The sequence below is a fragment of the Pseudothauera hydrothermalis genome (genome assembly GCF_003345255.1).
GTDB classification, from domain to species: Bacteria; Pseudomonadota; Gammaproteobacteria; order Burkholderiales; family Rhodocyclaceae; genus Pseudothauera; species Pseudothauera hydrothermalis.
The window spans coordinates 1400618-1421287 of the sequence record NZ_CP029331.1; the positions used below are offsets into that span (position 1 = coordinate 1400618).

The window sequence follows — 20670 nt, forward strand, 5'->3', positions numbered from 1 at the left end:
CGTACTCCGTACCGGGGCGGCTCAGCCCATGATGTTGTAGCCGGCGTCGACGAAATGTACGCCGCCGGTGATCAGGCGGCCGGCATCGGACACCAGAAAAGCGGTCAGTGCGCCAATGTCCTCCGGCGTGACCAGACTGTGCATCGGCGAGCGTTCCACCGCAGCAGCCATCAGGCCGTCGAAGCCGGCAATGCCGGAGGCCGCGCGGGTCATCAACGGTCCGGGCGACACAGCATTGACCCGAATGCCCTTGGCGCCCAGTTCGGCGGCCAGATAACGGGTGGCTGCTTCCAACGCCGCCTTGCACAAGCCCATGACGCCGTAGTTGGGAATGACCTTTTCCGAACCCAGATAAGTCATGGTCACCAGAGAGCCGCCGCCGGCCTTGATCATCAAGGGCTCGGCATGTTTGGCCAGACGCACGAAGGAGTGGGTGGAAATGTCCATGGCCAGCGCGAAACCATCGGGCGAGGTGTCGACCACGCGGCCGTGCAGATCGTCGCGCTTGGCAAAGGCCATGCTGTGGATGGCAAAGTCCAGCTTGCCGTGGCGGGCGTCGATCTGCGCGAACACCTCTTGCATGGTCTCCGGGCGGGTAACATCCATCAGATAGACGTCTTCGACGCCCAGCCGATTGACGACCGGCTCGATGAAGGCGCGGGTTTTTTCGTTCTGGTAGGTAATGACCAGTTTGGCGCCGGCCTGCATGCAGGCTTCGGCCACACCGGTGGAGATGGATTTTTCGTTGGCAATGCCGGTGATCAGACCTACCTTGCCTTCGAGATCGATGATCGGGTTCATGGACGGCTCCTACAGGGAAATGGGACTGCGCTGCACGATTGGACCACGGTCATGTTACAGCGCAGAAAAAACGCGCCTTTTACGCGCTTTTTGCAGTGCTTTCGTTGCGACCGATTACAGTATATTCTGCATTGCAGCATCAATGAACCCGGATGGCCGATCAGGTTTTTCTGCGCGCGAGCACCTAGCAGATGAGCAAATACTCATACATTTTCATGGATTTCGACGGTGTCACCCACCCGTGGGGCGAGGCGGAGGATTTTCGCTGTCTGCCGACCATCGAAGCCGTGGTGCGTGAGTTCGACGAGGCGCGCATCGTCATCGCGTCCGACTGGCGCATGTTGTTTTCCTTGTCCAAACTGGTCGCGCGCTTTGCAGCGGACATCCGTTCGCGCGTGATCGGCGCCACACCGCATCTGATTCCCAAGAAAGGCGCAGAACTGCACGGGCTGCGTGAGCGCGAGGCGATGTTGTGGCTGAGTCAGCATGAAGCGGATATTTCCACCGCGGCCTGGTGTGCGCTGGACGATGCGCCCGGCAATTGGCTGACCCGCTCGCGGCTGATCCTGACCGATTTCAAACGTGGCTTTACCGACGAGGATGCCGCGGCCCTGCGCCGAATGCTGACCGCGTTCCGCTCGGGGGCGCCGGCCATCGAACCGCCTCGGTCCGCGCTGCGCTGGGCCTGAGTCGCCCGACTCGAGCGGTCCGGCTGGCCCGTTTCCGTTTGGACTTTTTGCCCCCGGGCGCCAATCAGAGCTGTGCGCGGGCGGCAAAGCGCAGCACCTGCTGGGCTGCGGCAACGCCAGCGCGTGCGGCAGATTCCAGGGTGGCCGGGTAGTCGGATTCGAGGTAGTCGCCGGCCAGCCACAAGCCAGCCACCGGCGTGCGGCAACCAGGGCGCAACAGGCCGGGGCGGCAGGCGATGGTGGCACGCTTTTCGGTGATCGCCTGACTCCATTCGGGCGCCGGCAGGCGGCGCCCGAGCTCGTCTTCGAGTTGCTTATGTACCGCCAGGATCAGCGCCTCGCGCGACAAAGCTTCATGCGCGCCATGCGCGCTGATCACACAGGCCAACAGTCCGGCACGCCCGCCGAGCTGGCCGCGGTCGAACACCCACTGAGCGGGGCCGTTGGCCAGCCCGATCATCGGGTGAGGCAGGCGCACGCCGTCGCCGAGCGCCAAATAGACGGTGACGATCGGCTCAGTGGGCAGGGCGTCGATCTGCGCGGCCAGACGTTCGCAGTGTCCTACTGAAGCGAGCAAGGCGCCGGCGTGATGCGGGGCGGTGGCGATGACCACCTGCTGGTAGCCAGCTTGGCCCGGATCGCCTTCAAGAAAGAAGCGCCCCCGCTCACGGCGGATGCCCTCCACTGCGGTGCCGGTGCGCAGCTTGCCACGGCGCACCGCCAAAAAGCGTGCGGCCGGCACCGGAAAGAGTTCGGATAGGTCCACCTGCGGGATCAGTAGCTCGCTGGCGGCGGCATCTGCCGCCAAACTGTCGCGCAGCACATTGGCAAACACTTGCGCGGAGGCTTCGGCCACCGGCGTGTTGAGCGCGGCCACGCATAAGGGCGCCCAGAGCAGGCGGACCAGTGGTTCGGTCTGGCGGTTCAAGCGCAGCAAATCGGCCACGCTGAGGGTGGCGTCCACCCGCCAGGCGCACTTTTTGAGCGTGCGCATCAGCCGCACCATGGCCAGCTTGTCGGCCCAGGTCAGACCGCGGGCGCGCAACAAGCCAACCAAGAGGTGCATCGGGGCCGGTAGACCTGCGGCCTGAAAATGCAGCAGATCGGGGACATGGAGCAGCAGCGGCAGGCGCAGGAGCGTCTTGGGCGACACGCCGGTGGTGCGCAGCAGCCGGCTGAGTTCGGTATAGGCACCTAACAGAATGTGCTGACCGTTATCCACCCTGTAGCCGTCTTTGGCCACCACCCGGGCGCGCCCGCCCAGGGTGTGGGAGCGCTCGAACACGGTGACTTGCACGCCGCGGCGGGCTAGTTCCACTGCGCAGGCCAGCCCGGCATAGCCGGCGCCGATGATTGCCACTTGATGCGGGACCATGCGTGTTCTCAGCCCTTGATCCAGGTGCGCCAGGCGATCCAGAGTTTGCGGATTGGGGTGAGCGAGGTGCGGCGGTCGAGCACCTTAAAGCCGTCGCGAGCGATTTCCTCCAGCAAAGTGCGGTAAATCGCTGCCATGATGAGTCCCGGGCGCTGGGACTTACGGTCGATGGCGGGCAGATGGGCGTAGGCCTGGGCATAGAACCGGCGCGCGCGCTCGGCCTGAAATGCCATCAACGCGCGGAAGTTTTCGCTGTATCGCGCTGCGAGAATGTCAGCAGCCGGCACCTGGAAACGCTGCAAGTCTTCGATTGGCAGGTAAATGCGTCCGCGGCGGGCGTCTTCGCCTACATCGCGGATGATGTTGGTGAGCTGAAAAGCCATGCCCAAATCGTGCGCATATTTGAGTGTGGCGCGGTCGCTGTAGCCGAAGATCTCCGCAGCCAAGAGGCCAACCACACTGGCGGCGCGGTAGCAATAGAGCTGCAGACCCTTGAAGTCCAGGTAGCGGGTCTGCTGCAAGTCCATGGCCATGCCGTCGATGATCTCCAGCAGTTGTTCACGCGGCAGGTCGAAGCGGCCCAACACCTCGCGCAGCGCAAACCCGACCGGATGGGTGGGCTGACCATCGTAGATGCGCCCCACTTCCTGCCGCCACCATTGCAGCTTGGTCTGCGCCAGCGACAGGTCGTGACATTCGTCGACCACGTCATCGACTTCCCGGCAAAAGGCATACAGCGCGGTGATCGCCTGACGGCGCTCAGTCGGCAGAAAAAGGAAGCTGTAGTAAAAGCTTGAGCCGCTTTGCGCGGCCTTGTCCTGGCAGTAGGCGTGTGGATTCATGTGTGCATGCGGTAGTTCAGGGCGCGCCAGGCAAGTAGCGGCCAGTCGGTTCTGCCCAGGGTCGGCCGGTGCTGAAAAACGTCGTAGCCGACCGCTTCGATGCGTTCCAGGATGCGCAGCCCGCCCAGTACCATCAGGCGTAGTTCCCAGCCAATGCGTCCCGGCAGGCGCCGGGCAAGCGGGGCGCCGGCGCACATCATCGCGCGCGCACGTTGCACCTGGAAGTCCATCAGTGCGCACCAGGCGGCGTCCACCCGGCCGTGTTCGATATGCTCTTCGCTCACGCCAAAGCGCGCCATCTCGTCGGCCGGCAGGTAGATGCGCCGCTTGTCGCGGTCCAGTGCGACATCCTGCCAAAAGTTGATCAGTTGCAAGCCGGTACAAATGTGGTCGGCACAGCGTAGGTTGTGCTCGTCGGTGGCTTGGTACAAATGCAGCAACAAGCGGCCGACCGGGTTGGCCGAGCGCCGGCAATAGTCGGCCAGTTCGGCAAAATCCCGGTAACGGGTTTTCACCACGTCCTGACGAAAAGCATCCAGCAGGTCGTAAAAAAGCGTCAGCGGTAGCGCGTGCTCGTCAATATTGCGCGCCAGGCGTTCGAACATCGGTGCCAAGGCTGAGGCCGGTTGCGGCGCCCGGCGCGCGATTAAATCCAGCCCGGCGCGGTACTCGTCCAGCCGTGCCAGACGTTCGGCCGGTGGCAAATCCCCTTCGTCGGCCACATCGTCCGCCCCGCGTGCGAATGCGTAAATCGCCTCCACCGGTTCGCGCAGGCCGGCCGGCAACAAAACGGAAGCGACAGGGAAGTTTTCGTAGTGATCGACGGGCATGGGACGATGGACTGACAGGCTTGGCCCGGCCGGCCGCCCGGAGTATAAGCGAAACCGTCTGTCGGGCACTTCTTGGCGTATTGAGCGGTCCATTGCGCATGTTGGAAATCCGCGATCTTGTCAAACGTTTCGATCCGCAGGCGCCGACGGCGCTCTTCGAGCGGGTCGGGCTCGATGTCGCCGCCGGTGAGTGCGTGGCCATCGTGGGCGAATCCGGCGTGGGCAAGTCCACGCTACTGAACTGCATCGCCGGACTGGAGACGGTCGATGGCGGCAGCATCCGCTTGCTCGGGCAGGAACTGGTCGGACTGGACGACGACGCGCTCGCCCGCCTGCGCCGCAACCGCTATGGCTTTGTGTTTCAGGCTTTTCATATCCTGCCGCATCTGACCGTGCTACAGAATGTTGCCCTGCCGCTGTGGTTGCAGGGCGTGGCCGACGATGAGGCCCAGGCGCGTGCGCTCCAGATGCTGGCCCGGGTGGGTTTGGCCGCGCGTGCCGCTGACTGGCCGCGTGTGTTGTCGGGCGGGCAGTTGCAGCGGGTGGCGATTGCGCGGGCGTTGGTGCACCGTCCGGCAGTGGTGTTGGCCGACGAGCCGACCGGTAATCTGGACCCGGCGCATGCCTCGACGGTGCTGGCGCTGCTATTGGAGACGGTGCGCGAATCCGGTGCGGCCGGGGTGCTGGTCACCCATTCGGCAGCGGCCGCGGCGTGTGCCGACCGGGTGCTGCGACTGACAGCGACCGGGCTGATGCCACAGCCGGCGGTGCGATGAGTGCGCTGCTCAACCGGGTTTTCCTTGCCAGCCTGCGGCACCGGCCGTTGGGTACCGCACTGTCACTCTTGGCCATTGCGCTGGGCGTGGCGCTCGGGCTGGCGGTGCATCTAATCCACGATGCGGCGCTGGAGGAGTTCGGCCGCGGGCTGCGCCAGTTGGTGGGGGAGGCCGATCTGCAAGTGGTCGGACCACGCGAGGGTTTTGATGACGCGCTGTACCTGCGCATCGCCGCGCGGCAGGAGGTTGCGCACGCCAGCCCAGTGCTGGAGGTGCAAGCCAGCTTGCCGGGGCGTCAGGACACGCTGCGCGTGCTGGGCGTGGATGTGTTCCGCGTGGCCGAGGTGCAATCGGCTTTGTTGCCGGTGGCCGACGAGGGCGCAGAGCAGCTCGCCGCCCTGCGGCCTGGGCGGATTTTCTTGAGTCCTGCAGCAGCGGCTTTATTGGCACTGCCTCGAGGCGGGCCGCTGATCGTGCAAAATGGGGTGCGTGAGCACACGCTGACCGTGGCGGGTCGGGTGCCCGGTGCTGGCGCCGGTCAGCCATTGGCGGTCATGGACATTGCCGCGGCGCAACAGCTTTTTGACCGCATCGGGCGGCTTACCCGCATCGATCTGCGCTTGGCGCCCGGCATCGACCGGGACGAAGCGCGCCGCGCGCTGGCCGCCATCTTGCCGGCGGGGGTGAGCGTGCTGACTCCGGAAACGTCACACGCGCAGGGGCTCGCCTTGTCGCGCGCCTACCGGGTCAATCTCGGCATGTTGGCAGTCATTGCGCTGCTGACCGGCGGTTTTTTGGTTTTCTCCACCCAATGGTTATCGGTGGTGCGTCGTCGCCCGACGTTTGCCTTTTTGCGCGCGCTGGGGCTGACCCGCGGTGAACTGCGCCGTGCGCTGTTGGCCGAAGGCGCCACGTTGGGGTTCATTGGCGGCTCGTGCGGGGCGGCTCTTGGCTATGCGTTGGCGGCGGTCGCATTGCAACTGGCCGGGGGGGATTTGGGGGCCGGTTACTTTGAAGGACTGCAACCAGCGCTGCGCTTTCATCCCTGGCTTACCGCGGCTTATGTGGCGCTGGGGGTGGCGGCCGGTTGGGCGGGCAGCGAACTGCCGGCGCGTGAAGCAGCGGCGCTGGTGCCGGCGCGCGCCCTGCGCGCGGCCGATGCCGGCGCTCTGGACAGCCGTCCGCGCTGGGCGATGACCTTTGTTTGCCTGCTGGCCGCCATCGGACTCGGCCGATTGCCGCCGGCCGCTGGGGTGCCGGTGGCGGGCTATGCGGCGATAGCCTGTTTGCTGGCCGCGGGTGTGCTGGCGCTGCCCGGTGTCACGGCGGGGGTTGCCGGCCTGCCGGTGCGCGGCCGCTCGGTGCTGTGGCGTTTGGCGCTAGCGCGTCTGAGCGCAGCACCCGGCCAGACCGTGGTGGCCGGCGCCGGCGTGCTAGCCAGCGTGGCGCTGGCTGCGGCCATGGCCATCATGGTGAGTTCCTTCCGTGCTTCGGTGGAGGATTGGTTGACCCGTGTGCTGCCTGCGGATCTGTATTTGCAAGCCGCAGCGTCTTCGGCCAGCGGTTACCTGGGGCCTGACGAGGTGGCCACCGTGGCGGCATTACCCGGCGTGGCCACCGTGTCGCCGGTACGCAACGTAGAAGTGCGCTTGGCCGAGGCGCGGCCGCCGGTGACCGTGTTGGCGCGCCCAATCCGCGCTGTGGGCGATCTGCCGCTGGTCAAAGGGCGAATGACCGATCTGCCGCCCGATGACTTGCCGCCAGCGTGGATCTCCGAGGCGATCGTCGATTTGTACGGTTTGCGCCCTGGCGAGGTGCTGGCGCTGCCGTTGGCTGGCCAGTCGCTGCGCTTTCGCATTGCCGGGGTGTGGCGAGACTATGTGCGCCAGCATGGTGCGGTGGTGATCGACATCGATCTTTACCGTGCGCTGACCGGCGATCTACGCAGCAACGATCTGGCGATCCATCTGCAGCCGGATGCCGACCCCTCAGTCGTCGGCACGGCCGTGCATGCGGCCTTGGGCGAGCGCACCGTGCGGCTGGCCACTCCCGGCGAAATCCGCGCACGCAGCCTGGAGATTTTCGACCGCAGTTTTCTGGTGACTTATTTGATGGAAGGGGTGGCGGTGCTGATCGGCCTGTTCGGCGTGGCCACCAGTTTTGCCGCGTTGGCCACGGCGCGGCGACGGGAGTTCGGCATGCTGCGCCACCTTGGTCTCACTCAGGGGCAGATCGGCCGGCTGCTGGCAATCGAGGGCGCGCTGGCGGCCGCGCTGGGTGTGGCCTTGGGGCTGCTTGCCGGCGCGGCGGTGGCCTGGGTGCTGGTCGAGGTGGTCAACCGTCAGAGTTTCCACTGGAGTATGGATATGAACCTGCCTTGGGGTGGGTTGGCGCTGTTTGCGGTTACGCTGGTGGGGCTGGCCGCGCTCGCCGCACGCTTGGCCGGGGCGCGGGCGATGCGCCAGTCTGCCGTGCTGGCGGTGCGGGAGGACTGGTGATGCGGGCCGCCTGCTGGCGCAGTCTTTTCGCCGCGCTGCTGATGTTGCAGGGCGCTTTCGCGTGGGCGGCAGAGGTGGCGTATGCGCCGGTGGTGCCTGGTGTCGCGCTGGTTTTTCCTGAAGATACCGGGGCCCACCCGGCATTTCGCACCGAGTGGTGGTATGTCACCGGTTGGTTGGCCGACGAAGCAGGCGCCGAGCGCGGTTTTCAGGTGACTTTTTTTCGTGTGCGAACCGGCGTGGGGGAGGACAACCCGAGCCGCTTTGCGCCTCGGCAACTGGTATTGGCCCATGCCGCGCTGGCCGATCCGCAACAAGGCCGCTTACTGCATGATGAGCGCGCTGCACGCGCGCTGGCGCCGCTGGCCGGCTTCGAGACCGAACGCACCCACGCCTGGATCGGTGACTGGTGGTTGAGGCTGGAGCAGGCGGGCTACCGCACCCAGGTGAAGGCGGCGGACTTTGCTTTCGAGCTGCGCTTCGTGCCACAGGCGCCACCGCTGATCAATGGCGAGGGCGGCTTTAGCCGCAAGGCCGCCGACCCCAAGCACGCCAGCTATTACTACAGCCGCCCGCAATTGGCGGTGGACGGCAAGCTGCGGGTTCGCACAGCCACCCATCGGGTACGCGGTCTGGCCTGGCTGGACCACGAGTGGTCCAGCGAGCTGATGCCACCCGGTGCGCGCGGTTGGGACTGGATCGGCATCAATCTGCACGATGGCGGTGCGTTAATGGCCTTTAGGATGCGTGACGAGGCCGAGCAGCCTTTGTGGGCCGGCGGCAGTCTGCGCGGAGCCGATGGCGTACAGGTCAGCCTGGGCGCTCATCAGGTGCGTTGGATACCCGGCCGGCGCTGGCGTTCGCCGCGCACCGGCGCGGACTATCCGGTGGAATGGACGGTGGAGATCGACCCGCCGTCGGGGGGCGCGCCGCGCAGGCTGAAGGTGGTGCCGTGGATGGACGACCAGGAACTGGACAGCCGGCGTTCGACCGGTGCGGTGTATTGGGAAGGCGCGGTGCGTCTATTGGAAGACGGCCGCGAAATCGGCCGCGGCTATCTGGAGATGACCGGCTACGCCGAACGGCTGCGCATGTAGCCGGCGCTGCGTCAGAACGGCACATGGCCCACGATGCATGGTGCCCCGGAGAGGACTCGAACCTCCACACCTTGCGGCACTTGATCCTAAGTCAAGCGTGTCTACCAATTTCACCACCGGGGCGCGGGCGGGCGGATTATACACGTCGGCGCGGGTGTCGGGAGGCAAGGCGCGCGCAAGTTTGGGTTAAGTGGATTGTTTGATGGCGAGCAGAGCCTGATTGCGCAAGGTGCGCAACAGTTGCAGCTCTTTTTCGGTGATTTCGATATCGCCGGCGCGAGGCTTGTCGGCGTAAATCAAGGCCACAGGGTTAGATTTGATCGTGAGAGGAAAGAGCACGAAGGTCTTGGCAGTCGAGGCTTTGCGGTACCAGTCTGGGATGCGGTCGGCGATCTTGTCGTCGTCGATGTCGGTGATCAGGATGTCTACGCCTTTGGAAGTAGCCGCGTGGAAGATGTCCGGGGTAAAACGCAGCGTGAAACGGAAGGCGCGCGCCAGTTCATCGACTTGCGGGCCGAAGCCGAACCGACCCCGCATAGTGTTGGTATGCGCATCCTTGATGCACAGCAACACCCGGTGAAAGCCCATGGCCCGGTACATCGTTTCCAGAATGATGCGTAGGATATCGTTGAGCTTGAAGTCGGACACCAAGGTGTTGCTGATGTCTTGAATGCCGGCGGTCAGCAGCGCCTGGGCGTCGGCAGCCTTTTGTCCCTCGGTGGGGAAATTACCGGTATCCAGTCCAGCAGGTGTCTCCCACGCCAGTGCCGCGCCCCCCAGCGTGATGTCCTCGGCCGTTGGCGCCGCTGCGCAGTCGGCCCCGGCAAAGCGCCGCAGTTGCTGGCCGAACGGGGTCTGAGCGAGATTGATGCGGACGATGCGGGCAAAATCGGCAACCTGTTCGATGGCGCGCAGCAGCACTTCGCGCACGCTTTTCTTGTCTAGTGTGACCGCATCGCCGTAGCGCGCGCCGATACGGCCGAGTTCTTTTTCCCGTTCGGCGCTATCCTGAATGGTAAGGGCCTGGCACAGATCGTTGGCGTAAGAAGATAGCGCGCGCAGCCGCTCTTCCGGCGTGCGCGGCCGGCGCACCGCGCCCGGTGGCAATCTTTCCATGCTATTGACGATCAGCGGCGGAAAGCCCCAACTGCGGGCGATGCCAATGCCCAGCTCTTCAAAACCGATTCCCAACACCCGCTGCGCCGCGGCCGCTTCACTACACGCCTTGCTCGCTACCAGATTACGGATTTCCTCGGTTTCTTCGGGAAAGTAGAACTGCGCAAGCAGTCTGCCGAGGTTATGAAACATCGAGCAGATAAAGGCTTGTTCCAGGTCGCGGGTGTTGATTTGGACGGCGATGTCCTTGGCGAGAATGCCGGCCAGATTGGCGCGCAGGAACTCTTCCTTGAGCACATTGGCGTTGGCTTTGTCTTGCAGATGCTCGAACAACAGCACGGTGATGGCGATGTTGCGCACCGCATCGAAGCCCAGCACGATGATCGCGCGTGAGATGGTGCTGATGTTGCCGCCACCGGCCTGGCGATAATGGGCGGAATTGACCAGGCGCAGGATTTTGTTGGTGAGCGAGAAATCGCGCAGGATGGTCAGCGACAGTGCGTCGATCGACTCGGTTTCGCTCGAAGCAATCCGGTTGATTGCGCTCACCGATTCGGACAGCGCCGGAAAGTCGCTCTTATGGCGCATCCGACGCAGCAGAAACTCCACCGTGCTTTGTGCGGCTTGACGATCGCGGCCCTCCTCGGGCGGAGCGAGGAAGGCGTCCAACGCCTGACGAAATTCCTCCGCGCTGCGAAAACGCTCCTGCGGATCATGCGCCACCGCGCGCAGGGCGATGGCAGCGATGCGCGGCTCGACCGGCACGCCGGCCGGCATTGCAACCGCCTGTTTGGCCACCTTGTCGATGATGGCCTGGGGGCTGTCACCTTCAAACACGCGGCGGCCGGTGAGCATTTCCAGCAAAATCAGGCCGGCGGCAAACACGTCGGTCTGCTCGCTGACCATATGCCCGATGATGTATTCGGGCGCCATGTAAGCCGGGGTGCCGGATAATTCACGCGAGGACGATCCACCGCCTTCTATCCGCCGGGCGATGCCGAAATCCATCACTCTGGGGTTGCCGCGTTCGTCGATCAGTATGTTCGATGGCTTCAGGTCGCGGTGGATGATGCCTTCCCGATGCGCATGGGCGATGGCGGCAAGAATGGCAGACATCAGGCTGGCCGCGCGCGCAGCAGGAAGGGGCGCTTGGCGGCCGATCAGTTGCGCGAGGCTTTCGCCCGGCACATATTCGAACACCAGATAAAGATCGCCGTCTTGTTCGCCCACTTCAAAAATGGGTACGATCCCGGGGTGGCGCAGTTTGCTGACCAGACGCGCTTCGCCCAGCAGGTCGATATTTTGTCGATCGCTGGCGGCTGCAAAGTGCAGGGTCTTGACCGCGACTTCTCGCTCGAGATGCGGATCGAAGGCCAAATAAACCGCGCTCTGCGCGCCGCGCCCCAGCTCCCCCCTGATTTCAAACCGGCCGATACGTTCGCCCATGATGCGCTTTTGTAGTGTATTGAAGCGTTGCCGCTGCCGTGCAACGTATTACAAAAGTCTCATCCGGTCCAGCGCGGTGCGTACTGGGCGCTTTGCGGTAGGCGGGATTCGAGCCGGCGGGCGTTTGGGTGTGCGGCAGCGGTTGGTGCGTGACGAAGGCGTTTTCAGGGATAGAATCCGCGCTTCTACCTTGAGTGGACTTTTTCGTCGATGAAGCGATTCGAAAGCGCGTTCGAACACTTGCTGTTTTCCAGCCGCTGGCTGATGGCGCCGGTGTATCTAGGCTTGATTCTGGCCATGCTGGTGTTGTTGGTGAAATTCGCCAAGCAGTCATGGCAGCTTCTCGGCGATCTACTCAGCGCGACCGGGCCGGAGGTCATCGTCGGCGTGCTGACCTTGGTCGATACCGCGTTGATCATGAACCTTTTGATCATCATCATCTTCAGCGGCTATGAGAATTTCGTTTCGAAGATGGAGGATTTGCACGGCCACAAAGACCGACCGGATTGGATGGGCCATATCGGTTTTAGCGATCTGAAGATCAAGCTGATCGGCTCGATCGTGGCGATTTCCGGGATCGAGCTGCTCAAGGGCTTCATGAACGTCGGCAAGCTCGATGACCGCGAACTGGCCTGGATGGTGGGCATCCACATCACTTTTGTACTGTCCGGTCTGCTGTACGCAATGATGGACCGCTTGCAGCGGGGCGGCGGGACGCATTGATTCCGCCCATCCGGGCAAGGCCGACAGAGCCGCTTTGCCCCGCGACCGGTCACACTTGAAGCCGGTCGAGCAGTTCGCGTTCGATACGAATGACCAGAGCGTCTTGTGACAGCGCCCGACCGGTGAGCAAAAAAGTGTCTTCGACCCGCTCGCCGAGCGTGGCGATTTTGGCGGTCTGCACATTGATGCCGTACGTCGCCAGCACTTCGGCCACGCCAAACAACAAGCCGGGGCGGTCGGCAGCGGTCAGCGACAAGATGTAGTGGCGCCCGGCATCGTCGGCGCGGATGCTCACCTGCGGGCTGATCGGGAAGTGTTTGACCTGGCGTGACAGCCGGCCTTGCGCTGGGCGCTGGATCGGGGCGTCGGGGCGGTTCAAATGTTCGCTCAGTTCATGCTCGATCAGCAGCACCACGTCACGGTAATGCACGCCTTCTCCGGCAGTTTGCAGCATGAAGCTGTCCAGTGCGTAGCCGTGGCGGGTGGTGTGGACTTTGGCGTCCAGAATGCTAAAGCCCATGCGACCGAAAAAGCCGGTCAAGCGTACGAACAGATCTGCCTGGTCGCGGGTAAATACCATGACCTGGATGCCGTCCTCGTCTTCGAGCACCCGGGCTTTGACCACTGCAGTGTCGGCCGCGATGCGGTAGTAGAGCACCCGGGTGTGCCAGGCGATCTCCTCGGGCGAGTGGCGCATGAAATAAACCGCGTCGAGCTGTGCCCATAGCGGCTCTTCAGTGCCCGGACGCAGGCCATGAAAACGCAGCAGGCGGCGCGCATCTTCCTGACGATCGTCCAGACCCAGCGCCTGCTGCGGCGTGGCGCCGCGCAACAGCCGCTGGGTGGCAAAGAATAAATCCTCCAGCAGCTTGCCTTTCCAGCCGTTCCACACTTTGGGACTGGTGCCGCGGATATCTGCATGGGTGAGTAGATACAGCGCCACCAGGCGGCGTTCGCTACCTACGGTGCGGGCAAAACGGCCGATGACCTCGGGGTCGGAGGTGTCCTCTTTCTGTGCGACATGGCTCATCGTCAGGTGGTGTTCGACCAGCCAGACCACCAGATCGGCATCTTCGGCCGCCAGGCCGTGTTGTTGGCAGAATTCGCGGGCGTCCACCATGCCTAGGCGCGAGTGGTCGCCGCCGCGGCCCTTGGCGATGTCATGGAACAGCGCCGCGATATAGAGCAGCCAGTGGCGCTCGAAGCCGAGCATCAGGCGGGTCATCAGCGGGTATTCGTGGGCATGCTCGCCCATGGTGAAGCGGCGCACGTTGCGCAGCACCATCAGGATGTGCTGATCCACCGTGTAGACGTGGAACAGGTCGTGCTGCATCTGACCGACGATGCGCCGCCACGGCGGCAGATAGCGGCTCAGAATGCCGTATTGGTTCATCCGGCGGAATTCATGCACGATGCCGCGCTTTTGCTGCAGGATTTCCAGAAAAAGCGCACGGTTGGCCGGGTCGGCGCGAAAGGCGGCGTTGATCCGGTTGCGCGCCAGCCATAGCGCGCGCAAAGTGCGCGCGGTCATGCCCTTGAGCTCTGAGCGCTGCTGCAGCACCAGGAAGCATTCGAGTAGCGCCGATGGGTGCTGTTCGAAGACCTGCCCGTGACGGATGTCGAGTAACTCGCGCACCGCCTGAAAGCGCGGATTAATGACGATGGCCGGACCGTTGCGATCGGGGAAAATCTCGGTACCGTAGTTCTGCAGCAAAATGGTGTTGAGCTGCGTGACCTTTTTAGCGGTCAGGTAGTAACGCTGCATCAGCACCTCGGAGGCGCGCCGGGTGGCGGTCGCTTCGATGCCCAATATGCGCGCGAGCTTTTCCTGGTGGTCGAAGAGCAGACGGTCTTCCGCGCGTCCGGTCAAATAGTGCAGGCGAATCCGTAAGTGCTGCAAAAAGCGCTCGACGCTGCGCAGATCCGCGGCCTCCTCGCCGGTGATTAAACGTCGGCGGGCAAGATCGCGCCAGCTGCGCCCCAGGCCGGCCGCACGCGCAATCCAGCCCAGCATCTGCAGGTCGCGCAAGCCGCCGGGGCTTTCCTTGCAGTTCGGTTCCAGGCTGTAGGGGCTGTCGTTGTAGCGCGCGTGACGTTGTTCCTGTTCGAGTTGCTTGGCCTTGAAGAATGCGCGCACGTCCAGTTTTTCATGATAGCGCGCGGAAAACTCGGCAAAGAGCGCGGCATTGCCAGTCAGCGGACGGGCCTCGAGCAAGTTGGTCTGAACGGTGATGTCCTGCGCGGCCGCTTCCAGGCACTCCTGTACCGTGCGCACGCTATGGCCGATTTCCAGGCCGACATCCCAAAGCGCGCCGACCAGGGTGACGAGTCGGCTCTGCACCTCATCGGTGGGTGCAGCCGGCAGCAGGATCAGCAGATCGACATCCGAGCACGGGAACAGCTCGCCGCGCCCATAGCCGCCGACGGCCACCAAGGCGGCCTCGGCGGGCATGTCGCACAGTTGCCAAAGCTGCACGATGGCCTCGTCGACCAAACGGGCGCGCCCTTTGAGCATGGCAGCGGTGCGCGGGTGGGCTTCATAGGCCGCACGCAGCGTGCGATGACCTTCGGCGAGTCGGTCCCGGACCAGCGCAATGGCCTCGCGCAGGCGGTCGGCAGCGGTGGCGTTCATGGCAGTGCCAATCAGGTCGCGGCGGGGACCAGGTGCGCAGCGAAGGTCGGCGGGGGCGGGCAACCGGGTGACAGAGTCAGCACTTCGACCCCGGTTTCGGTGACCAGAACGGTGTGCTCCCATTGCGCCGACAGGCTGCGGTCCTTGGTGACGATGGTCCAGCCGTCGGGTAGTTCGGAGATTGCCGCTTTACCGGCGTTGATCATCGGTTCGATGGTGAAAATCATGCCGGGTAGTAGCATCGGGCCGGTGCCGGGCTTGCCGTAATGCAACACCTGCGGTTCTTCATGGAATTTCAGGCCGATGCCGTGTCCGCAGAACTCGCGTACCACCGAAAATCCATTGCCTTCGGCATGCGTCTGGATGGCATGGCCAATGTCGCCCAGGCGGCCGCCGGGACGCACCGCGGCAATGCCCAGCCACAGGCATTCATAGGTGATCTGGCATAGCCGCTTGGCCAGAATCGTGCTGTCTCCGCCCACGATGAACATGCGGCTGGTGTCGCCGTGATAGCCGTCTTTGATGACGGTGATATCCAAATTGACGATATCTCCTTTCTTGAGCGCCTTGTCGCCGGGCACGCCGTGACAGACTTGATGATTGACCGAGGCGCAAATGGACTTGGGATAAGGCGGATAACCCGGCGGGGCGTAGTTCAACGGTGCCGGGATGGTGTGCTGCACCTCGACCATGTAGTGGTGGCATAGGCGGTCGAGTTCGCCGGTGGTCACCCCTGGTTTTACGAACGGTTCGATGTAATCGAGTACTTCGGCAGCCAGGCGGCAGGCAATGCGCATTTTTTCAATGTCGCGCGGGGTTTTTATCGTGATGCTCATCTGTTGGAGGCAGGGCCGTCAAAAGTAAGAAGGCTAGCGTATGCGCGGTTTATGGGCAAATGGGCTGCCGTTGGGGTGCCTTGAGCGCGGTCATGAACGAGTGCTATCATCTTGGGCTTGTCCGCTCGATGGGCGGGCAAAATCCACACGCCCGGCAAAAGGTCTCAACAGGGTCTCAAGATGCCTCGAGAGGCCTGCCGAAAGGGTCTGTTAGCCTGGTTCTTTGGGCGACGGTACGGGTGGCAGGCGCGATGTGCTCGGTGTCGTGTCCGTCCAGCCATGTCGGGCGGCGGTTCAACCCTTTGTTTGGAGTTTCACCATGACTGTAACGATGCGTCAGATGCTCGAAGCGGGCGTCCATTTTGGTCATCAGGCCCGTTTCTGGAATCCGCGCATGGCGCCGTATATCTTCGGCCAGCGCAACAAGATTCACATCATCAACCTCGAAAAGACCATGGGCAAGTATCTGGAAGCCATGGCTTTCGTGCGTAAGTTGGCGGCCAATCGCGGCACGATCCTGTTTGTCGGTACCAAACGCCAGGCCCGGGAAATCATCGCCGAAGAGGCGCGCCGCGCCGGCATGCCTTATGTGGACGAGCGCTGGCTGGGTGGTATGCTGACCAACTTCAAGACCGTCAAGCAGTCGATCAAGCGTCTCAAGGATATGGAGGCGATGGTGGAAGATGGCTCCATCGAGCGCCTGTCCAAAAAAGAAGCGCTGATGGCCTCCCGTGAGCTGGACAAGCTGCAGCGAGCCATCGGCGGGATCAAAGAAATGGGCGGTCTGCCCGATGCGCTGTTCGTCGTCGATGTCGGCTATCACAAGATTGCCGTCAGCGAAGCGCAAAAGCTGGGTATTCCGGTGGTGGCGGTGGTCGACACCAATCACTCGCCCGAGGGCATCGATTACGTCATTCCGGGTAACGATGACTCCTCGCGGGCCATCCGCCTGTATGCTCGCGGCGTCGCCGATGCCGTGCTGGAAGGTCGCAGCCAGGCGCTGCAGGAAGTGGTGGCCGCCAGCAGTGACGAGTTCGTCGAGGTCGAAGAAAGCGCCGGAGAAGCCGAGCAGGGCTGATTAGGCGACAACGGATTTGCGCCCCGCCAAGAGACGGCGGGGCAATGGTTTCAATCGGACTTTCAGGAGTTAGCATGGCGGAAATTACCGCAAGCATGGTCAAAGAGCTGCGCGAAAAGACCGATGCGCCGATGATGGAGTGCAAAAAGGCGCTGTCCGAGGCCGCAGGCGACATGGCCAAGGCTGAGGAAATCCTGCGCATCAAACTGGGTAACAAGGCTTCCAAGGCGGCCGCACGGGTGGCTGCGGAAGGTGTCGTGGCGGTCAATGTGTCGGCCGACGGCAAGCTGGGTTCGATCATCGAGGTCAATTGCGAGACCGACTTCGTGGCCAAAAATGACGATTTTCTGGCTTTGGTCAAAGGCTGCGCCGAACTGGTGACCACGAAAAATCCCGCCGACGTGGCGGAATTGAGCGCGCTGCCGATGGGCGATGGCACGGTCGAGTCCACCCGCGCCGCGTTGGTGGGCAAGATCGGGGAAAACATGTCGATCCGCCGCTTCAAGCGTTTCGAGGCTACCGGTCGGCTGTACTCCTACATTCACGGCGGGGCCAAGGTTGGCGTGCTGCTTGATCTCGTCGGCGGCGACGAGCAGTTGGGCAAGGACATCGCCATGCACATCGCCGCCTCCAAGCCCAAAGCGCTGGATGCCGCCGGTGTGCCCCAGGAGCTGATCGACACCGAGCGGCGTGTGGCCATCGAAAAGGCCCGCGCCGACAACAAGCCGGAAGCCATGCTGGAAAAAATCGCTGAAGGCACCGTGCAGAAGTTCCTCAAAGAAGTGACGCTGCTGGCGCAGGTCTTTGTCAAAGCCGAAGACGGCAAGCAGACCATCGAGCAGTTGCTCAAGTCTCGTAATGCTTCGGTTGCCGGCTTTGCGCTGTATCTGGTGGGCGAAGGCATCGAGAAAAAAGTCAGCGACTTTGCCGCCGAAGTCGCCGCGCAAGCCGCGGCGGCGCAAAAGTAAGAGGCTTTTCGCATGACTGCCGCCGCCTATAAGCGCATTTTGCTCAAGCTCTCGGGCGAAGCCCTGATGGGGGACGACGCCTACGGGATCAACGAACAGGTCGTCAGTCGCATCGTGGCCGAGATCGGCGATGTGGTTCGCCTTGGCGTTCAGGTGGGCGTGGTGATTGGCGGCGGCAACATTTTCCGCGGCATGAAGGGCTCGGCCAGCGGCATGGATCGCACCACGGCCGACTACATGGGCATGTTGGCTACGGTGATGAATGCCATGGCGCTGGCCGACGCCATGCGCCGTGCCGATGTCGAGGCGCGTGTGCAGTCGGCGCTGCGTATCGATCAGGTGGTCGAGCCTTATATTCGCGGGCGCGCCATCCGCCATCTGGAGGAAGGTCGGGTGGTGATCTTTGCCGCCGGTACCGGTAATCCTTTTTTCACCACCGATACCGCAGCGGCGCTGCGCGGTTCGGAAATCGGCGCCCAGATCGTACTGAAAGCCACCAAGGTCGACGGGGTCTATACTGCCGACCCCAAAAAAGATCCGGATGCGCAGCGTTATCATCGGATCAGTTTCGATGAGGCCATCGGCCGCAATCTGGCGGTGATGGATGCCACCGCTTTCGCGTTGTGCCGCGACCAGAAACTGCCGATCAACGTATTTTCGATCTTCAAGCCCGGTGCATTGCGCCGTGTGGTGATGGGTGAAGACGAAGGTACGCTAGTTCATTCCTGAGGATTCGAGCATGATTTCCGAACTCAAGAAAACGACCGAGCAGAAAATGCAAAAGTCGATCGAGGTGCTCAAGGCCGATCTGGCCAAGGTACGCACCGGGCGTGCGCATACCGGTCTGCTCGATCACGTGATGGTGGAATACTACGGCTCCATGGTGCCGGTGAATCAGGTTGCCAACGTCACCCTGATCGATGCGCGCACCATCGGCGTGCAGCCGTGGGAAAAAAACATGATTTCCAAAGTGGAGAAAGCGATCCGCGATTCCGATCTTGGGCTCAACCCCGCTGCGCAAGGCGAGATCATCCGTGTGCCGATGCCGCCGTTGACCGAAGAGCGACGTCGCGATCTGACCAAGGTGGTACGTCATGAGGGCGAAACCGCCAAGGTGGCCGTGCGCAACCTGCGCCGCGAGGCTAATCAGCAGCTCAAGGATGCGGTCAAGGACAAGCTGATCACCGAAGACGAAGAGCGCCGCGCCGAGGATGACATTCAAAAACTCACCGACCGCGCCGTTGCTGAAATCGACAAGCTGCTTGCGCAAAAAGAGCAGGAGTTGATGCAGATCTGATCCGCACGGACGGATCTGCATCCTGTGTGGGTCTGCGCGCGCACCCCATGATTGAGACGCCCTTTGCCAGTTCGACGCGCAGCATCCCCGAGGTGGGCGCGGTGCCGCGCCATATTGCCATCATCATGGATGGCAACGGGCGTTGGGCGCGTCAGCGCCTGATGCCTCGGGTCGCTGGCCATACCCGTGGCGTGGAGACGGTGCGTGAGGTGATTCGCGCCTCGATGGAACGCGGGGTGTCTTATCTCACCCTGTTTGCTTTCAGCTCCGAAAACTGGCGGCGTCCCGCGGACGAAGTCTCTTTTTTGATGCAGCTGTTCATGCGCGCGCTGCAAAAAGAAGTCGACCGTCTGCACAAAAACGGCATCCGTTTTCGCGTCATCGGTGATCTATCGCGCTTTGACGCCAAATTGGTCGACTTGATCCGCAGCGCCGAAGCGCTCACTGCGGACAATCGTGCGCTCACCTTGAGCGTTGCGGCCAACTATGGCGGGCGCTGGGACATTCTGCAAGCAGTCAACCGCATCCTGGCACGCGACCCGGAGCGTCGCGAGGCAATCACCGAAGAGCAGCTGGCGGCCGAACTGGCGATGAACTACGCCCCGGAGCCGGACCTTTTCATCCGCACCGGCGGTGAGCAACGCATCAGCAACTTTTTGCTGTGGCAGCTTGCTTATACCGAATTATTCTTCACCGATACCTTGTGGCCGGACTTTGATGCCAACGCCTTGGATCAGGCGATCGCTTGGTATCGCCAGCGTGAGCGGCGCTTTGGACGCACCAGCGAGCAGTTGCAGCAGCATTCGGCCGACGTGTCGTCGGCAAAGCCGGGTGAGCATGCTTAAGACGCGCATCATCACCGCATTGCTGCTGCTAGGCGCCCTATTGGGCGCCGTGTTCTATCTGCCCGCGCCCGCATGGCTGCTGTTGTGCGCTGTGCTGTGTGGCGCGGCCGGCTGGGAGTGGGGGGCGCTGACTCGGCTGCCACGATCCCAGCGGGTGGCCTTCGCGCTTTTTTTGAGCGGGCTGTGCTTGTTGGCCGGACTGGCCAGTGGTTTGCAGCGCGCCCACGGGGCCATGTCCGCGGCCTTGAGCGGTGTTTACTTGCTCAGCGCCGTGTTTTGGCTTTTCGTGGTGCCGCTGTGGTTGCGGTACGGCTGGCGGCTGTCTGGTTTGGGCGCAGCCGCTGCGGTGGGGTTGATCGTTCTGCTGCCGCCTGCGCTGGCACTGGCGCATCTGCGTCAGTGGGGGCCGTGGCTGGTGTTGGCAGCGCTGGCAGTGTGCTGGGTTGCCGATATTGCCGCTTACTTTTCGGGTCGGGCGTTCGGGCGGCGCAAGTTGGCGCCAAATATCAGTCCCGGCAAAACTTGGGAAGGCGTCGTTGGCGCCGTCGTCGGTGTGCTGGTCTACGGTTTTGCGGCGGTGACCGGGTTGTTCAAACCCGCCTGGACCTCGGCCGTTGTGCTGCTTTTCGGCTTCGCCCTGGTTGCGTTGACCGGGCTGAGCGTGGTCGGCGATTTGTTCGAGTCCTTACTCAAGCGCCATGCCGGCCTCAAAGATAGCGGCACGCTGCTGCCGGGTCACGGTGGCGTACTCGACCGCATCGACAGCCTGACCTCCACCTTGCCGCTGTTGGCGCTGGCGGCGCTTTGGTTTCTCCGCTGAA

18 protein-coding genes and 1 tRNA gene are annotated in these 20670 nt (G+C 63.1%); 11 read left to right on the plus strand and 8 right to left on the minus strand.

Annotated features, from left to right (window positions below; translation table 11 throughout):
- Positions 1–21: 21 nt before the first annotated feature.
- Positions 22–801, minus strand: a complete 780-nt coding sequence (fabI, locus tag DIE29_RS06805) for an enoyl-ACP reductase FabI (protein WP_102041793.1) — start codon at positions 799–801, stop codon at positions 22–24.
- Positions 802–992: 191 nt separating this feature from the next.
- Between fabI and DIE29_RS06810 the strand changes: the two genes are divergently transcribed.
- The gene (locus DIE29_RS06810) at positions 993–1490 is read left to right on the plus strand and encodes an HAD domain-containing protein (protein ID WP_114649525.1); all 498 of its coding nucleotides are present in this window, start codon (positions 993–995) and stop codon (positions 1488–1490) included.
- Positions 1491–1554: 64 nt separating this feature from the next.
- Here DIE29_RS06810 and hpnE read toward each other — a convergent pair whose 3' ends face one another.
- The 3 genes from hpnE to hpnC are packed head-to-tail and all read right to left on the minus strand — an operon-like array spanning position 1555 to position 4537.
- Positions 1555–2889, minus strand: coding sequence for a hydroxysqualene dehydroxylase HpnE (gene hpnE / locus DIE29_RS06815; RefSeq protein ID WP_335740058.1), 1335 nt, complete (start codon positions 2887–2889; stop codon positions 1555–1557).
- Complete coding sequence (gene hpnD / locus DIE29_RS06820; RefSeq protein ID WP_114649527.1) at positions 2874–3707, minus strand: presqualene diphosphate synthase HpnD; 834 nt, start codon at positions 3705–3707, stop codon at positions 2874–2876. Before hpnD ends, hpnE begins: the two co-directional genes overlap by 16 nt.
- Entirely contained in the window at positions 3704–4537 is an 834-nt protein-coding gene (hpnC, locus tag DIE29_RS06825) for a squalene synthase HpnC (protein WP_102041789.1), read from the minus strand. The genes hpnD and hpnC overlap by 4 nt, the downstream gene beginning before the upstream one ends.
- A 98-nt stretch (positions 4538–4635) precedes the next feature.
- On the opposite strand from hpnC, the gene DIE29_RS06830 reads away from it, so the two are divergent.
- From DIE29_RS06830 to DIE29_RS06840, 3 genes are read left to right on the plus strand one after another with little or no spacing between them, the layout of a single operon-like run.
- Positions 4636–5313, plus strand: a complete 678-nt coding sequence (locus tag DIE29_RS06830; protein WP_114649528.1) for an ABC transporter ATP-binding protein — start codon at positions 4636–4638, stop codon at positions 5311–5313.
- A complete protein-coding gene (locus tag DIE29_RS06835) occupies positions 5310–7811 on the plus strand; it encodes an FtsX-like permease family protein (RefSeq protein ID WP_114649529.1) in 2502 nt (833 codons plus the stop codon). The genes DIE29_RS06830 and DIE29_RS06835 overlap by 4 nt, the downstream gene beginning before the upstream one ends.
- Positions 7811–8908 (plus strand): lipocalin-like domain-containing protein, encoded by a 1098-nt coding sequence (locus DIE29_RS06840; protein WP_114649530.1) that lies wholly within the window; start codon positions 7811–7813, stop codon positions 8906–8908. Before DIE29_RS06835 ends, DIE29_RS06840 begins: the two co-directional genes overlap by 1 nt.
- 38 nt (positions 8909–8946) lie before the next feature.
- On the opposite strand, the gene DIE29_RS06845 is transcribed toward DIE29_RS06840, so the two are convergent.
- Both DIE29_RS06845 and DIE29_RS06850 read right to left on the minus strand, forming a co-directional pair.
- Positions 8947–9031, minus strand: a tRNA-Leu gene (locus DIE29_RS06845).
- Between the two features lie 63 nt (positions 9032–9094).
- Positions 9095–11470, minus strand: a complete 2376-nt coding sequence (locus DIE29_RS06850) for a serine/threonine protein kinase (protein WP_114649531.1) — start codon at positions 11468–11470, stop codon at positions 9095–9097.
- Between the two features lie 210 nt (positions 11471–11680).
- Here DIE29_RS06850 and DIE29_RS06855 point away from each other — a divergent pair, with 210 nt between their 5' ends.
- Positions 11681–12193 carry a TIGR00645 family protein gene (locus DIE29_RS06855; RefSeq protein ID WP_114649532.1) on the plus strand — a complete coding sequence of 171 codons (513 nt, stop codon included), beginning with the start codon at positions 11681–11683 and terminating at the stop codon, positions 12191–12193.
- 49 nt (positions 12194–12242) lie between these two features.
- On the opposite strand, the gene DIE29_RS06860 is transcribed toward DIE29_RS06855, so the two are convergent.
- Together DIE29_RS06860 and map are read right to left on the minus strand one after the other, a co-directional pair.
- On the minus strand, positions 12243–14825 hold the full coding sequence (locus tag DIE29_RS06860) for a [protein-PII] uridylyltransferase (RefSeq protein WP_114649533.1): 2583 nt from the start codon (positions 14823–14825) through the stop codon (positions 12243–12245).
- An 11-nt stretch (positions 14826–14836) separates the two neighbouring features.
- Entirely contained in the window at positions 14837–15661 is an 825-nt protein-coding gene (gene map / locus DIE29_RS06865) for a type I methionyl aminopeptidase (protein ID WP_114649534.1), read from the minus strand.
- A gap of 319 nt (positions 15662–15980) precedes the next feature.
- Here map and rpsB point away from each other — a divergent pair, with 319 nt between their 5' ends.
- The 6 genes from rpsB to DIE29_RS06895 all read left to right on the plus strand — a co-directional run bounded on the left by rpsB (position 15981) and on the right by DIE29_RS06895 (position 20669).
- Positions 15981–16739, plus strand: a complete 759-nt coding sequence (rpsB, locus tag DIE29_RS06870; RefSeq protein ID WP_114649535.1) for a 30S ribosomal protein S2 — start codon at positions 15981–15983, stop codon at positions 16737–16739.
- Between the two features lie 74 nt (positions 16740–16813).
- Complete coding sequence (gene tsf, locus DIE29_RS06875; protein WP_102041780.1) at positions 16814–17707, plus strand: translation elongation factor Ts; 894 nt, start codon at positions 16814–16816, stop codon at positions 17705–17707.
- A gap of 12 nt (positions 17708–17719) precedes the next feature.
- A complete protein-coding gene (pyrH, locus tag DIE29_RS06880; RefSeq protein WP_114649536.1) occupies positions 17720–18436 on the plus strand; it encodes a UMP kinase in 717 nt (238 codons plus the stop codon).
- Positions 18437–18446: 10 nt separating this feature from the next.
- Positions 18447–19004, plus strand: a complete 558-nt coding sequence (gene frr / locus DIE29_RS06885; protein ID WP_108080146.1) for a ribosome recycling factor — start codon at positions 18447–18449, stop codon at positions 19002–19004.
- A gap of 47 nt (positions 19005–19051) precedes the next feature.
- Positions 19052–19849, plus strand: a complete 798-nt coding sequence (gene uppS, locus DIE29_RS06890) for a polyprenyl diphosphate synthase (protein ID WP_102043192.1) — start codon at positions 19052–19054, stop codon at positions 19847–19849.
- On the plus strand, positions 19842–20669 hold the full coding sequence (locus DIE29_RS06895; RefSeq protein WP_102041777.1) for a phosphatidate cytidylyltransferase: 828 nt from the start codon (positions 19842–19844) through the stop codon (positions 20667–20669). Before uppS ends, DIE29_RS06895 begins: the two co-directional genes overlap by 8 nt.
- The last annotated feature ends 1 nt before the right edge of the window (position 20670 follow it).

Coding starts and splice junctions, on each gene's coding strand:
- fabI (WP_102041793.1), bottom strand. CDS start 801: ATGAACCCGATCATCGATCTCGAAGGCAAGGTAGGTCTGATCACCGGC.
- DIE29_RS06810 (WP_114649525.1), top strand. CDS start 993: ATGAGCAAATACTCATACATTTTCATGGATTTCGACGGTGTCACCCAC.
- hpnD (WP_114649527.1), bottom strand. CDS start 3,707: ATGAATCCACACGCCTACTGCCAGGACAAGGCCGCGCAAAGCGGCTCA.
- hpnC (WP_102041789.1), bottom strand. CDS start 4,537: ATGCCCGTCGATCACTACGAAAACTTCCCTGTCGCTTCCGTTTTGTTG.
- DIE29_RS06830 (WP_114649528.1), top strand. CDS start 4,636: ATGTTGGAAATCCGCGATCTTGTCAAACGTTTCGATCCGCAGGCGCCG.
- DIE29_RS06835 (WP_114649529.1), top strand. CDS start 5,310: ATGAGTGCGCTGCTCAACCGGGTTTTCCTTGCCAGCCTGCGGCACCGG.
- DIE29_RS06840 (WP_114649530.1), top strand. CDS start 7,811: ATGCGGGCCGCCTGCTGGCGCAGTCTTTTCGCCGCGCTGCTGATGTTG.
- DIE29_RS06850 (WP_114649531.1), bottom strand. CDS start 11,470: ATGGGCGAACGTATCGGCCGGTTTGAAATCAGGGGGGAGCTGGGGCGC.
- DIE29_RS06855 (WP_114649532.1), top strand. CDS start 11,681: ATGAAGCGATTCGAAAGCGCGTTCGAACACTTGCTGTTTTCCAGCCGC.
- DIE29_RS06860 (WP_114649533.1), bottom strand. CDS start 14,825: ATGAACGCCACCGCTGCCGACCGCCTGCGCGAGGCCATTGCGCTGGTC.
- map (WP_114649534.1), bottom strand. CDS start 15,661: ATGAGCATCACGATAAAAACCCCGCGCGACATTGAAAAAATGCGCATT.
- rpsB (WP_114649535.1), top strand. CDS start 15,981: ATGACTGTAACGATGCGTCAGATGCTCGAAGCGGGCGTCCATTTTGGT.
- tsf (WP_102041780.1), top strand. CDS start 16,814: ATGGCGGAAATTACCGCAAGCATGGTCAAAGAGCTGCGCGAAAAGACC.
- pyrH (WP_114649536.1), top strand. CDS start 17,720: ATGACTGCCGCCGCCTATAAGCGCATTTTGCTCAAGCTCTCGGGCGAA.
- frr (WP_108080146.1), top strand. CDS start 18,447: ATGATTTCCGAACTCAAGAAAACGACCGAGCAGAAAATGCAAAAGTCG.
- uppS (WP_102043192.1), top strand. CDS start 19,052: ATGATTGAGACGCCCTTTGCCAGTTCGACGCGCAGCATCCCCGAGGTG.
- DIE29_RS06895 (WP_102041777.1), top strand. CDS start 19,842: ATGCTTAAGACGCGCATCATCACCGCATTGCTGCTGCTAGGCGCCCTA.